6 protein-coding genes are annotated in these 14661 nt (G+C 46.2%); 5 read left to right on the forward strand and 1 reads right to left on the reverse strand.

The features are described 5' to 3' along the window. Positions 1-46 precede the first annotated feature (46 nt). The 3 genes from ettA to HXT52_RS01180 all read left to right on the forward strand — a co-directional run bounded on the left by ettA (position 47) and on the right by HXT52_RS01180 (position 10364). On the forward strand, positions 47-1723 hold the full coding sequence (gene ettA, locus HXT52_RS01170; RefSeq protein ID WP_004136787.1) for an energy-dependent translational throttle protein EttA: 1677 nt from the start codon (positions 47-49) through the stop codon (positions 1721-1723). Positions 1724-2067: 344 nt separating this feature from the next. Next, entirely contained in the window at positions 2068-8103 is a 6036-nt protein-coding gene (locus HXT52_RS01175; protein ID WP_421776008.1) for a GA module, read from the forward strand. Between the two features lie 416 nt (positions 8104-8519). Further along, complete coding sequence (locus HXT52_RS01180; protein ID WP_421776167.1) at positions 8520-10364, forward strand: DEAD/DEAH box helicase; 1845 nt, start codon at positions 8520-8522, stop codon at positions 10362-10364. A 96-nt stretch (positions 10365-10460) separates the two neighbouring features. On the opposite strand, the gene HXT52_RS01185 is transcribed toward HXT52_RS01180, so the two are convergent. After that, positions 10461-10883, reverse strand: coding sequence for a DUF3052 domain-containing protein (locus tag HXT52_RS01185; protein ID WP_004127651.1), 423 nt, complete (start codon positions 10881-10883; stop codon positions 10461-10463). Positions 10884-11344: 461 nt separating this feature from the next. Between HXT52_RS01185 and nrdD the strand changes: the two genes are divergently transcribed. Beyond that, complete coding sequence (nrdD, locus tag HXT52_RS01190) at positions 11345-13720, forward strand: anaerobic ribonucleoside-triphosphate reductase (RefSeq protein ID WP_421776168.1); 2376 nt, start codon at positions 11345-11347, stop codon at positions 13718-13720. A 204-nt stretch (positions 13721-13924) separates the two neighbouring features. After that, positions 13925-14632, forward strand: a complete 708-nt coding sequence (gene nrdG, locus HXT52_RS01195) for an anaerobic ribonucleoside-triphosphate reductase activating protein (RefSeq protein WP_421776009.1) — start codon at positions 13925-13927, stop codon at positions 14630-14632. The last annotated feature ends 29 nt before the right edge of the window (positions 14633-14661 follow it).

A 14661-nucleotide genomic window follows, 5' to 3' on the forward strand; every position in this document is an offset into this window, starting at 1 on the left:
GCAGTAAACGCTGGAATTTCAACGTTTATAAGGATGGTATATTACTTTGGCTGAATTTATCTATCAGATGATTAAAGCGCGTAAGTCTTATGGAGATCGCGTAATTCTCGACGACGTTACTTTAAGCTTCCTTCCGGGCGCAAAAATTGGTGTTGTTGGCCCGAACGGCATGGGTAAGTCTACGCTGCTGAAAATTATGGCCGGCTTGGAAAATGTTACAAACGGCGAAGCTTCTTTGACTCCGGGCTATACGGTAGGTATTTTGCAGCAGGAGCCGCCGCTGGACGATACTAAGACAGTTGGCGAAAATATTAAGATGGCGTTTGGTGAGATTGCGCAAAAAGTAGCGCGCTTTAACCAAATCGGCGAAGAAATGGCCAATCCAGACGCTGATTTTGATGCGTTAATGGAAGAAATGGGCAAGTTGCAGACTGAAATTGATGCTGCAAACGGCTGGGATTTGGATTCGCAGCTTGAGCAGGCAATGGATGCTTTGCAATGCCCGGATCCGGATTCTCCTGTTTCTGTGTGCTCTGGTGGTGAGCGCAGGCGAGTGGCATTGTGCAAGCTTTTGCTTGAAGCTCCAGACTTGCTGCTTTTGGACGAGCCTACGAACCACTTGGATGCGGAATCTATTTTGTGGCTGGAACAGTTCTTGCACAAGTACGAGGGTGCTGTTATTGCTGTTACTCACGACCGCTACTTTATGGACAACGTTGCAGAGTGGATTTGCGAAGTTGACCGCGGCCAGCTTTACCCATACAAGGGCAACTATTCCACGTACTTGGAAACCAAAGCCAAGCGTATGGAAATTCAGGGCGCTAAGGATGCCAAGCTTGCTAAGCGTTTGAAGAACGAACTTGACTGGGTGCGTAGTTCGCCGAAGGCTCGCCAAGCAAAGAACAAGGCTCGTTTGGAACGCTACGATCAAATGGAGCAGGAAGCACGCAATTCCAAGAAGCTTGATTTTTCCGAAATCCAGATTCCAGCAGGCCCACGCTTGGGTTCGCAAGTTTTGGAAGCGAAGCATATTCACAAGGCTTTTGGCGACCGTGTGCTAATCGACGACTTGTCGTTTACTTTGCCGCGTAACGGTATTGTTGGCGTGATTGGCCCGAACGGTGTTGGTAAGTCTACGCTGTTTAAGACGATTGTTGGCTTGGAGCCGCTTTCCGGCGGCGAGCTTATTGTTGGCGACACTGTGAAGATTTCTTACGTTGACCAGAATCGTGCAGGATTGGATCCAAACAAGAACTTGTGGGAAGCTGTTTCCGGCGGACTCGATTATATTGAGGTTGCAGGCGTTGAAATTCCTACGCGCGCATACGTTGCAAGCTTTGGATTTAAAGGTTCGGATCAGCAGAAGCTTACTGGCGTGCTTTCCGGCGGTGAACGTAACCGTTTGAATTTGGCGCTGACGCTTAAGCAGGGCGGAAACTTGCTGCTTCTCGATGAGCCTACTAACGATTTGGACGTTGAGACTTTGGAAAGCTTGGAAAATGCTCTGATTGAATTCCCAGGCTGCGCTGTTGTGGTTTCGCACGATCGCTGGTTCCTTGACCGAGTTGCTACGCATATTCTTGCGTGGGAAGGCGACGACGAGAATCCTGCAAAATGGTACTGGTTCGAAGGCAACTTCCAGGCTTACGAAGAAAACAAGATTGCGCGCTTGGGTGAGGAAGCTGCTCGTCCGCATCGTTTGCACAGAAAGCTTACGCGCTGATTTGCTGATTTGCTTACTTTGCGGGTTATGTACTCGTCGGGTTGCTTACTATCTGATTTGCTGATTTGCGTGTAAAGTGACGAAAGTCACAGAATTGTAATACTTGAAATGTATAAAATTTTGAGTATTATACACACTGTACTATTTTCAACCGCAGTATTAAGACGTTTGGCTTATAGTCAAAGTTATAACCAATGTTATAACTGTTATAAACAAGGCATAACAAAGGCATAACCAAAGCATTTATACTGCGGTTGAAGACTATTGTTATAAACGCTAATTTTTCTACTGCTGCCGAAATACGCATTAAGCAGTGATAGTCGAATAAACGGAGTGAAGAAAAAATGAAGAAGATTAATGAAGCGAATAATTTTGCTGCTTTAGTAAAGTCTGCTCAAAATGCTAAGTATGCACCGATTTCTAAGAGCGTGTGCGCGGCTATGCTTGCAGGTGCTATGGTGCTCGGGGGGGGGGTATTCGTTTCTACTCCTGCATACGCTGACGGTTATGTAGACGGCACTGGCAACAACATTTATTACGGTTATAAAACAGACGCAAGTTATAGCGAAGCTCGTTTCCACATTGAGGTGGATTATTACGATACACTTCAGCATGCTAAGGATGGCAAGGATACTGGTAAGGACCCGCTTGGCAAGTTTGTTCGCGTTCATTATCTTTCTAATTGCAATAAGGACGGCGGCAAAGCTGACGAATGGCGATTCCGCCCAATGTGGTGGTTTGGCGTTCCTGCTGGATTAAAAGAGCCGCAATATATTCATTTTAAGCGTATAGAAAAGTTAACAGATAAAGGCAATACGCAGGTTAAACCTGCTGGTTCTTCTCAATATGTTGATACTGACAAAAACGGATACGGCGTAGTGTCTGATCGTTATTATGCAACTGCAAAAGAGTGGAACGGCATTTCTAATTTCTACTTGAGCGATAGTAATAAAATTAACAGTGAAGCATGGAAGAAATTTGTTGGCGTTAATGGCGGCCAATACGACGATACTGGTAAAACGAAGGACAAGTGGACAACATATCAACAAGATTCTTCCGGTCTTAAAAGCATTTTCGTAGACTGGGAGTCTGCAGGGCAGCGCTTCTATGATATGACCTACGTTGCAGAAATGACTCAAGATGCTTGGGAAAAGCGCGATGAGCATCCGCTTCGTTTTGCGGCAGGCGTTTACCGTTTTGCTGGTAATTGGCATTATGCGGCTGGTCAAAAGCACAATACGCCAAAGATTGCGGATCATTTGAAGCTTGTGTATCCAGAGGTTACACCTGTGAAGGATCCAAGCAATGTAAGTAACGACGAGCAAAAGACGATTAAAGATAAAATTGCAACCGCCAATAAAAATACGAAAAATTATTCGGAATTAGTAGATAAAGTGGAAGTGTCAGATAAAGGTGTAGCCACTATTACCTTCAAAGACAAGACCACGCGCACGATTCCTGCGAGCCTGCTTGTTGTAAAGGGCGAGACTGATAGCGATAAGTACAAGCCAACCATGCCTGAGCGCACGCCTGTAGTGAATTTGAAGAAGCTCACGCCTGACGAAAAGACTAAAGTCCGTCAAGCGATTATTGATGCCAATGGTAAGGAAAATCCAAACGAGTTCTTGAAGCATGTGAAGCAAACTAATAGTCAGTACGAATTTAAGGTTAAAGAAGATGGTTCTGTAGAAGTTACATACAAAGATGATTCAAAGCTTACAATCCCTGCATCTGAACTCGTGTATCAGGGAGCAACCATTGCCGATTGGGCGCCTTACGTTGTGCCAGATACCATTGAGGTTGATGACCTTAAGAAGCTTAAGCAAGACGAAATAAACCAAATTATCAAGGCTTTTGATGAAGCCAACAAGGGCATTACTCCTTATGATGAGTCAAAGGAAAAGAACAGCAACCAAGCACCTGTTAAGGTTTCTGATACTGGCGACGTAACCATCACCTGGAAAGATGGCTCTACAACAGTTATTGACGCATGGCAGTTCCTCAAGGAAAAGAAGAAGGCAACTCCAGAACCGCAAACTCCTACTGAGGAAAAGACGTTTACGGTTGATGTGCCTAGAACACAAACTCAGGTCAGCTTTGATCCGTTTAAGATGACACAGGATGATTTAACCAAAAATGAGAAGACGCTTAATGGTGCTAAGAGTATGTTTACTGGAGAAAAGGGAAAGGACGCTAAGGATCCTACTAAGAAAGTAAACATCACAAGCGCTGAATATAGCGTCTCGGATGGCGTTGGCTACATCACCTTTAAGGCTGACGGTTATAAAGACGCCAAGTATCCAATGAGTGTGTTCTTTAAGCAGAAGCCTTCAGAGGTATTGCCTCAAGATGGTAGCCCCAGCAGTACTACAACGCGACAAGGCACTAGATACAACTATAGGAAATTTAAGATAAAAGGCGATACTCCAACTGATGCAGAGAAGAACGCTGCTGTTAAACAGTTTGTAAGTGATAACTACGACGGCACCGTAAATGACTGCAGTAATGGAACGTACTATCTGAATCAAGGACTTAAACCAAAAAACACCACGAGTGGGCTTAGTATAACTGCTTCAGACGGCATTCAGTATGTACAAGCAAAAGATTCGCAAATTATAGTTGTCAATAAGAACGGTAAGACTGTAATTACCATTAGTGATCCTTATGAAAAGAATCAGGCTCAAGGTGGCGCTCAGGCTGACAACACGATTGACAATCTAAAGAAGCAAGCCAAAGCTTTGCTTCAACAGAAGCGTGGAACTGATGGATTGAGCAACAACGACCTTACGCGAGCAGGTATCAAAGATGCTGATAAGCTGAATGATGGCACGATTGACAGCATGGCTCAAGGTCAAACAGCCGAGAAAGACCTGCGCGATCTTATCCGTAAACTTACCGACGCCACAAAGGCTGTGTATAAGTACAATACTGATTTGTATGAGGTCGACAATCCAACGGCACAACAGCCCGATGGTAATTTCCAAGGCGCAGTTAAGAAGTTCCTGCATGCCAATTACGACGACTCAACAGCAAGCGATGAAAATAAAATCGATAAGCTTAGTTTCGGTGTAAACAGTGCAACGCTCACGGCTAAAGGTTGGATGCCAAAGGCTGGCACGTCCGACTTGGAGCTTAATTCTGATACGGTAACATATGGCATTACTACTGTTGTTATTAACAATGACGGCAAGAGCGCTGACTTTAAGAATGGCAATACCGTTCTGTTCACCGTGCCAGCGAGTAAGCTCTACACGAAGAAAGCTGCGCCAGAGCCTGCTCCAAAGCCAGGTGAGAAGAGCAAGCTGGATAAGATGAAGGAAAAGGCGAAGGAGATGATTGAGCGCAATCCAAACCTTACGCCTGAGGATAAAAAGAAGTTCAAGCAGCAAGTTGACGATGCTCATGATGCAAACGGCGTCAACACGGCTTTGAATAACGCCAATGCTAAAGCTAAGGAGAATAAGAACAACACTTCTGATCCTTCTATTCAGCGACAAATTAACAACAACAAGCAAGGCACTACTGCTCAGCAGCAAGCTGATAACGATAAAAAGAAAAAGGATAAGGAAGAGCGCGACAAGAAGCAAAAACAACAGCTTGAAACTGACAAGACCAACGCTGAGAATACCATCAATAACATGCCAAACCTTTCAGATGATGATAAGGCTAATCTAAAGGCTGAGCTTAACGGTGATAGTACACCAGCACATCCAGAAGGTGCTAAAACTCCTGAAGCTGTAAAGAAGATTCTCGAGAAGGCCAAGGCTATTAATGATGCCAAGGGTGCATTGCAGAATGACATCAAGAAGGGTGCTCTTCCGTTCCTCGATCATGGCACGGGCGATAAGAACAACACCGCTGATACTCATGCTGATGATGCTGCTCTTAACGAATTGCTCGGAGGAACTCCTGGTAAGGATGCAACCCTCACTGCTTTGGATAACGCGTTGAAGGCAGACAATGCTACAGCTGATAGTATCAACACGGCTCTTAACGCCGCCAAGCGCCAGAACGAAATCAACGAAGCTAACGCCAAGAATGCTGGTATTGCGAAGCTTGAAGCTAAGAAGGCAGAACTTGATGCAGCATATAATGCATTGAATGATGAGCAGAAAGCGAAAGTCAATGATAAGTACAACGCTGCTATTACTGCAATCACTAATGCTGAATCTGCTGTTAACAAAGCAACAAAGCCTTCTCAGATTAAGAATGCGATGAACATCGACGCAACCATCAAGGATGCAAAAGATGCAATCAACACTCAAGTGAGCAACGCGCAGAAGGATAATGTTAAGGATCCAAGTCAAACACAAAATGGACAACTTGACAAGGAAAAGAAAGAGCAGATTGAACGCATCAACAATAGCAATCTTTCAAAAGATGAAAAAGAGAAGGCTATTGAGGACATCAAGGCTGCAACTAAGTCTGGTGACCCAACTGCTATTGCGGATCGCGCGCTGAAGGCTCAAAAGATTAAATATGCTCTAAAGAAGATTGATGACTTCAAGCATCTTAATGATGCTCAGAAGGATGCTTTCAAGGCGATCATCAATGGCACTGATGCTGGTAATCACACCAATGATGACGGCACAACAACCGACGACATCGACGACGCGCTTGCCAATGCTACTGCAGCCGATACCGCAATGGCTCGCCTTGAAGAGTTGAAGAAGAAAGCCAATGAGTTTAAAGATAAGAAAGATGGCAAGTATTCTAAGCTTGACTCTACAAACCCTGCTGAAAAGAAGCAGAAGGATGATTTCGATAAGTATCTTGATGATGCAACAACTCTGACTACAGCTAATAAGGGCGACGCCAAGAATGCTGATCAGGTTAATGATTTGTACAAGGATCTTCTTAAGGCCATGCAGGCGATTGACAAGGATGCAAAGGGCGCTGGTGTTAATACTGATGCTCTTGTTGCTGAGATTAAGTCAGATAAGGGCTTGAAGCCAGATGATAAAGCTGATCCTAAGACTCCAGGTGATTCGGTTTATACCACCGCTTCTCAGGATAAGAAGACTGCGTTTGATACAGCTTTGAGCGAGGCTGAAACGGCTTTGCAAAAGGCAAACGACGATAATGCAAATGATAAGAAGCCGGACACTACTCCGCGCACTCCCGAGCAAGAGGCTAAGGCGCAAAAAGCAGTAGACGACGCGCTTAAGAAGCTTGAGAATGCGCGTAAGGCGCTTGATGGTGTTAACACCAAGCCGCTTGAGCAACAGATTGCTAAAGATGCAGATATTAAGAAGTCTGTAAGGTACACCAATGCTGATACTGATAAGAAGAAGGCGTACGACGATGCTCTTGCAGCTGCTAAGAAGCTCATAACTGATTTGACTACTACTAGCGCTGGTGGTACTACACCTCAGTACGGTGAAATCACATTGAACACCAAGGAGAATAAGCAGAAGGCTTTGGATGCTGCTTTGAAGGCTTTGCAGAAGGCTTATAACGAGCTCAACGGCCGTGCTCCAGAGCCAACGCCGACCCCAACTCCTGCTGCTGTTGATAAGACTGCTTTGGCTTCTGAGATTGCTTTGGATAGTACTATCGGCCGTCGCATGTCTTACACTGTTTCGCCTTCGGATAAGCAGCTCGCTTACGATAGGGCTCTTTCTAAGGCTCGCGCAGTGTATGCTGACCCGTCTGCAACGCAGGATGATGTTAATGCTGCTGTTGAGGTTTTGCGTGCTGCGGCTCGAGCTTTGAGTGGTTATGGTTCTGTTGATAATGATGTGAACCCACTGCCAACTCCAAGTCCGCTTCCAAGCCCAGTACCTGGTGGCGCTGGTTTTGGTGTGAATGATAACGCGCCTACTACTGTGGATAAGGGCGAGTTGAACGTTCAGATTGATAGTGCTGAAGCTGATTCTCAGCCTGGAAACGCTGGAGCTGGCAATGCTGGCAACGCAAACGCTGGTAACGCTGCTAACAACAACGCTTCCAACGCAAACAACAACGCTACAAACGCTAATAATGCTAATGGCGCAAATTCTGCTGCTGTGAATGCTGCGGTTGAAAATTCGCCGGCTGTGAAGCAGGCGGATGCTCAAGTTGCTAAGGCTCAGGCGGCTTTGGACTCTGCTTTGGCTGAGGCTAAGAAGGTTGCTGCTGATTCTAATGCAACTCAGGCTCAGGTGGATGCTGCAGCTCAGAAGCTTTCTGCTGCTCGTAAGGCTTTGGCTGATGCTAAGGCTCATGCGGCTGAGGTTCGTGCTTCTGTGCGCGCTCAGGTGTTGAAGAGTGGCGTGTCTCAGCTTAGTAAGACTGGTAGCAACGTGTCTGTGATTGGCTTGCTTGCTACGGTTGCTGCTGCTGGTGCTGCGTTCTTCGTGAGGAAGCGTCGTGGTACTTCTCGTCGTAGCAACAACTAGGCGAGAGGCTGTAAAGCCTGCAAAGCTTTAGAAAGCTTACGAAAGTTGCGCAAATTGCGTAAGCTGACGTGAGTTTAGCAAGCTTACTTAATCGCATAAGTAAAAATAAAGCCCCGCCTGTGATTCTTCACGGTGGGGCTTTTGCTTTCCTTCATTGCTGGAAACATTTTCCGTAAATTTTCCCGGCATTTGTTGTCGCCTTGGCCGCATTTGACCACATTTGCCGTGTTTTTTCTCCGGCATTTGTTGTCGTTTCGGCTGTGTTTGACCACATTTGCCGTGTTTTTTCTCTGGCGTTTGTTGTCGCCTTGGCCTCATTTGACCACATTTGCCGTGATTGTGCGGCGCGTGTGCTAGGCTCAGTTAGTTCACGGTTTGAAATTTATTTGAATACACATTTTTTACGAAAGGCTATTGTGCCGCATACTCATAATGCTGCGTCTCGTCAAAAGCGAGGCGCGAAGAATAATCATCACGAATTTAATGCGCGTAGAGAGCGCAATCGTAAGGCAGAAAAGGCTCGTGAGAAGGCGCGTCAGAAAGCTTTGCGCTACGAGGAGACTGCAATTCGCGAGGCTGAGCAGGATTTTGCTAAGAAAGAAAATAGTAAAAAAGATTTTGCTAAAAAAGATTTAGCTAAGAAAGATTTTGCTAAGAAAGATTTTGCTAAAAAAGAAAATAATAAAAAAGATTTCGCTAAAAACAATAAATCTTCTCAAAATTCAGTAATTATTCCGGATTCCGCAATCGAATCGCGCGAAAATTATAGCGACGACGTAACTTTTACGCAGCTTGGCGTGCCAGATCCTCTTGTAGAAGTATTGCGCGCAGATGGCAAAACCACAGCCTTCCCAATCCAGCAGGCCACGCTTCCGGATTCTTTGCAAGGTGCGAATATTCTAGGCCGCGGTCGCACAGGAAGCGGCAAAACCTTAGCATTTTCGATTCCGTTGGTTGCGCGATTGGCAGAAAATTTCGTTGATTTAATCAACCACGGAAAAAATAGTCGTAAAAACGAAAGTGGCGATATTCCAGCTCCTCGCGCAATGATTTTGGCTCCAACGCGCGAGCTTGTGCATCAAATTGACGATGTAATCGCTCCTCTTGCAGCGGCTTACGGCATGCGCACAGTGACGGTGTATGGCGGAGTTAGATACCAGCGTCAGGTATCGCAGCTTAAGAAGGGCGCGCAAATCGTGCTCGCTTGCCCGGGTCGTTTGGAAGATTTGATTAGACAAGGTGCGTTGACTCTTGAAAAAGTGATGGTTAGCGTGCTTGACGAGGCTGATGAAATGGCTGATATGGGCTTTTTGCCGGCTGTTACGCGACTTCTTGAGCAGGTGGATCCTAACGGTCAGCGCATGCTGTTTTCTGCCACGCTAGACAAGCAAGTTTCAACTCTTGTAAATCGATTCCTTCCTAACGCTGTGATTCATGCGGTTGACGATGCTGATTCGCAAGTTGACACTATGACTCACCACATTTTTGCTGTGTCTTCGGGAGATAAGTACGAGGTTTTGCGCAAGCTGGCTTCCGGATGCAAGCGTTCCATATTCTTTACGCGCACGAAGTATCAGGCGAAGAATATGGCGAAAAAGTTTGTGCAGCAGGGTATTCCTGCTGTTGATTTGCAAGGTAATTTGTCGCAAAATCAGCGAGATCGTCATTTGGCTGTGTTTTCGGAAGGCTTAGTGCGCGTGTTGGTTGCAACGGATGTTGCGGCGCGAGGCATTGATATTAGTGACGTTGCGTTGGTTGTGCAAACTGAGCCGCCAGAAGACCCGAAGTCGTTCTTGCATCGTTCGGGCCGTACCGCTCGTGCAGGCGAGGAAGGCGATGTTGTTACTCTTGTGCTGCCTAATCAGAAGCGCGCGGCGCACACTATGCTTCGTCGAGCCGGAATTAACGCTAAGGCGGAAGACGTAAATCCTGCGTCGCCTGTTTTAGATGAGATTGTGGGAGATGCGGCTGAGCTTCAGGAAGGCTGGAGCATGCCGGAGCCTGAGCAGCAGAAGCGCAAAGGTCGCGGTCGAGGGCGCGGACACGGTGGGCATGGTCACAGTGGTGTGCGTAAATCCGAGCGTAAAACTGAGAGCAAAGTAGAGCGTAAATCCGAGCGTAAAACTGAGAGCAAAGTAGATCGCAAATCTGAGCGTAAAACCGAGCGTAAATCTATCCGCGAACGTGTAAATAACCGTGGGCGTGATCACAATAACATGTCGAAGAGCGTGAAGCGACCAAAACTGCGCAATCGTGTGTAGTTTATGCCGCTTTTGAGCGAATATCCGACAAAAACAGCGCAGAAGTGAGTAGTTTAGGTCGTTTTTTCGTAAGATTCCGACCAAAACTACTCAGTTTTACTTAGACTGACCTTTGCCGAAGGCGCGCAACTGAATTCCGTTCCAATCTGCGCTTACAGTTAAAGGCGTTGCGGCGTTCATTCCGGCCGTCTTTGCTGCAGATTGCACGGTGCTAGAACTTGGGGAACCTTCGCGACCAGGCTTAGGTGTTAGAACCCACATAGGGGCGTCGTCGTCAAGCATATTTGTGGCATCCATAATGGTGTCTGCAAGCTCGTCCTCATCGTCGCCGTCGCGCCACCAAATAATTACGCCATCAACAGCAGCATCGTAATCTTCGTCTACCAATTCTTCGCCGGTAAGCTGTTCGATACTTTCGCAAATTGTTTCGTCAACATCGTCGTCCCAGAGCCATTGTTGCACAATGTCTCCTGGTTGGAATCCGAATTCCTGTGCATGCTGAAAAGCTATCTGTTCCACGTGACTCAATATATCAAAGCGTCACGAAGTGCGCGCCCATAACGGCGTGTATTATATTTGTGCCTATTTTTGTTAATTAGAGAACACTAGCATTCATGCTGCCGCACACACCACACCAGGCACTCATACCTACGCACCCACCCACAGCTTAATTGCATAGTTTCTTTTATTTTGATTAGTTTGCTCACATTTCGCCAAAGAAACTTAACACGCCAGCAATCAAGCCTACCTCATCCTCGACACGCCTCAAAAATCGCGAATGTGAAATAAATCACTATATATAGTTTGTTATCTTTGCGTTTTTCCCTAGATATTGGGCATGAGTTGAGTTATAGTAGAGCAAGTCGTTGCGAAAATAATGCTTTTGCAGCGAGAGAACAGTTAGAAGAACAGTGTTATGAGAAAGGTCTGTACCGATGCAGGTTTTGGAAGAAACTGACGCCAAGAGCGCAGCAATTCGCATGGATGATGACTTAGCTGCAGCTCCAGTTTCCCGCGTGCAGGTCGAAAAGCGCGATGGTCGCGTAGTTGATTTCGATTCGATGAATATCATTATGGCTATTAAGGCTGCTTTTAAGGACTTAGGTAAGGAAGTCGGTCCTCAGGAAGAGCAGATGATTCGCGGTATTTCGGATCGTATTGAGGCTGAAATTCAAGATCGTTACAATGGTCCAGCAAAAATTGAGGATATTCAGACCTTGGTTGAGCACGGACTTATTGAAAATCATCTTTACGAGGTTGCGCGCTGCTACACGAGCTACCGTTTGAACCGAGATATTGATCGCGCAAAGGCTACAGATATTAACGAAGCTGTTAATCGTCTTGTAAATCGTGATGAAACGCTTGTGCGCGAAAATGCAAATAAGGATTCCAACGTTTACGCCACTCAGCGTGATCTTCTTGCAGGCGCTGTTTCTAAGGCTTCTGCCTTCTCTATGCTTCCTCACGCGGTTTCTAACGCGCATATGAAGGGTGATATTCACTTCCACGACGCTGATTATTCGCCATTTACTTGCATGAGCAACTGCTCGCTTCCTGATTTTGGAGACATGCTTGCTAAGGGCTTTGCTCTTGGTAACGCAATGATGGATAGTCCAAAGTCTATTGGCACTGCTGCAACTCAGGTTACGCAGATTATTAAGGATATTGCTGGCGCGCAATACGGTGGTCAGACTGTTAATCGCGCTGACGAAATGCTTGAGCCTTACGCTAAGTGCGATTATGAGAAGAACTTGGCAATGGCCCACGCTATGATTCCAGATTCTACGCCGATTGAAGTTGCGAAGGATATGATTGACGGTTTGAAGGCTCAGGAGCCTAAGAATCTTCACTGCTCAGACAGAGATCCGCTTCCTGCTGACACTCCTTTTGATGAGAACTTGAGTGAGCTTGATCAGCTTCGTGAAGTTTACGCAAAGATTATGACGCGTAAAGCTATTTACGATGCTATGCAAACGATGGAGTATCAGATTAATTCCAACCGCGTTTCTAATGGCCAGACTCCGTTTGTAACCGTTGGCTTTGGCTTGGGTACTTCTTGGTTTGCTCGCGAAATTCAGCGCGCTATTTTGCTGAATCGTATTCGCGGCCTCGGCAAGGATCGTCACACTGCTATCTTCCCTAAGCTTGTGTTTACTATTAAGCACGGTGTAAACGCCGACGCAGGTGACCCGAATTACGATTTGAAGCAGCTGGCTCTTGAGTGCTCTACTAAGCGCATGTATCCAGATGTTGTGTTCTACGAGAACATTGTTAAGATTACTGGCTCCTTCAAGGCTCCTATGGGCTGCCGCTCCTTCCTTCAGGGTTGGATTGATCCAAAGACTGGTAAGGATGTTGAAGACGGCCGTATGAATCTTGGCGTTGTAACGGTTAACATGCCGCGTATTGCTCTTGAATCTCACGGCGATGTGACTCGCTTCTGGAAGCTTTTTGACGAGCGTATGGAAGTTGCTCACCAGGCTTTGCGATTCCGCATTATGCGTTGCAAGCAGGCAACTCCTGTGAATGCTCCAACGCTGTTCCGCTACGGTGCTTTTGGCCGTTTGGAAGCTAACGAGAGTGTTGATCAGCTGTTCCGTAATGAGCGCGCAACTGTTTCGCTTGGTTACATTGGTTTGTATGAGACTACTGCAGTGTTCTTTGGCAAGGATTGGATGAAGGATCACAGCTGGAATGAGGATGGCAAGCAGTTTGCGCTTTCTTTGGTTCGCCGCATGAATAAGCTTTGCCAGCAGTGGTCGAAGGCGGAAGGCTACCACTATTCCGTTTACTCAACTCCTGCAGAGTCTTTGACTGACCGCTTTAACCGCATGGATCGTCAGAAGTTCGGCCGCATTGAAGGCGTTACCGATCACGACTTCTACACTAATTCCTTCCATTATCCGGTTTGGTTGCAGCCAACTCCTATGGAGAAGCTTAGCTACGAGGTTGACTTCCCGTATCTTGCTTCCGGCGGCTTTATTAACTACTGCGAGTTCCCATGCTTGCAAGCAAATCCTAAGGCTTTGGAAGCTGTTTGGGATTACGCTTATAAGATTGGCATTGGCTACTTGGGTACGAATACGCCTATTGATCACTGCTTCGTTTGTGGATTCCAGGGCGATTTTGAGCCAACGAAGGAAGGCTTCCGTTGCCCAGAGTGCGGCAACAGCGACCCAGATAAGTGCAATGTTACTAAGCGCACTTGCGGCTACTTGGGCAATCCTGTTCAACGCCCAATGGTTCACGGCCGCCACGAGGAGATTGCGCACCGCGTAAAGCACATGTCTGGCGAAACTGGTCACGTTACGCTGGATAATGGCGAATCTCGTGAATGGTACGAGGAAGCAAAATAATCTTAGCTAATTAACTATGTTGAAACTTAGTAAAATAAGTTGAATAGATAATTAAGATAGATAAATAGCTTTTCTTGTGTTTGTTGTTTGGTGATAATCTAGCCGTTAGAAATGATTGCATTTTGTGATTACAATTTCTAGCGGCTGGATTTATTTTATTTTCGCAAATTTTGGTTGTTTGTTTGGTTTTGAAGGGGGTTGGATATGGCTCGCATTACTTTGCATGATTTTGCGCCTGCAGATGTGAATCGTGGTCCGTGGATTCCTACCTCACTTTCTAATAATCCTCGCGCTGGCCAATGGTCTAGCGAGCGCATGAGCCAGGGCATGATTGCCGATTACAAGCGTTTTTTGATGACAGACGGCGAGGGTATTCGCTGCTCGCTTTACGTTTCGGGATGTCCTTTTCACTGCGTTGAGTGTTATAACGAGTCGATTTGGGATTTTCGCGCAGGTCACCCTTATACTCAAAAGCTTGAAGATCAGATTATTGAGGATTTGGCGCAACCTTATGTGCAAGGTTTGACTTTGTTGGGTGGTGAGCCGCTGCTTAATACTGGTATTTTGCTGCCTCTTTGCAAGCGTATTCGCGAAGAATTTGGCAATACTAAAGATATTTGGAGTTGGACTGGATACACGTGGGAAGAGCTTATGCGTCCAGGGGAGACGCCGGATAAACTCGAGCTTTTGCAGTACGTTGATATTCTTGTTGACGGACGTTATATTAAAGATTTGCATGATTCGCTGCTGCAATTCCGCGGCTCTAGCAATCAGCGTATTATCGACGTGCCAAAGTCTTTGGAAAATCCGCAAAATCCTCCTGTAATTTGGGAAAAGCTTCACGATCAGGAGCGTTTTATTCCGTCGATTTACGGAAAAGATCGCGTACAAGGAGAAGGCGATGCTTCATAAATCCTGCCTGCCTTATATTCAAAGGTGAT

Origin of the sequence: Gardnerella sp. KA00288, assembly GCF_049244085.1 — a bacterium.
Classification (GTDB): domain Bacteria; phylum Actinomycetota; class Actinomycetes; order Actinomycetales; family Bifidobacteriaceae; genus Bifidobacterium; species Bifidobacterium greenwoodii.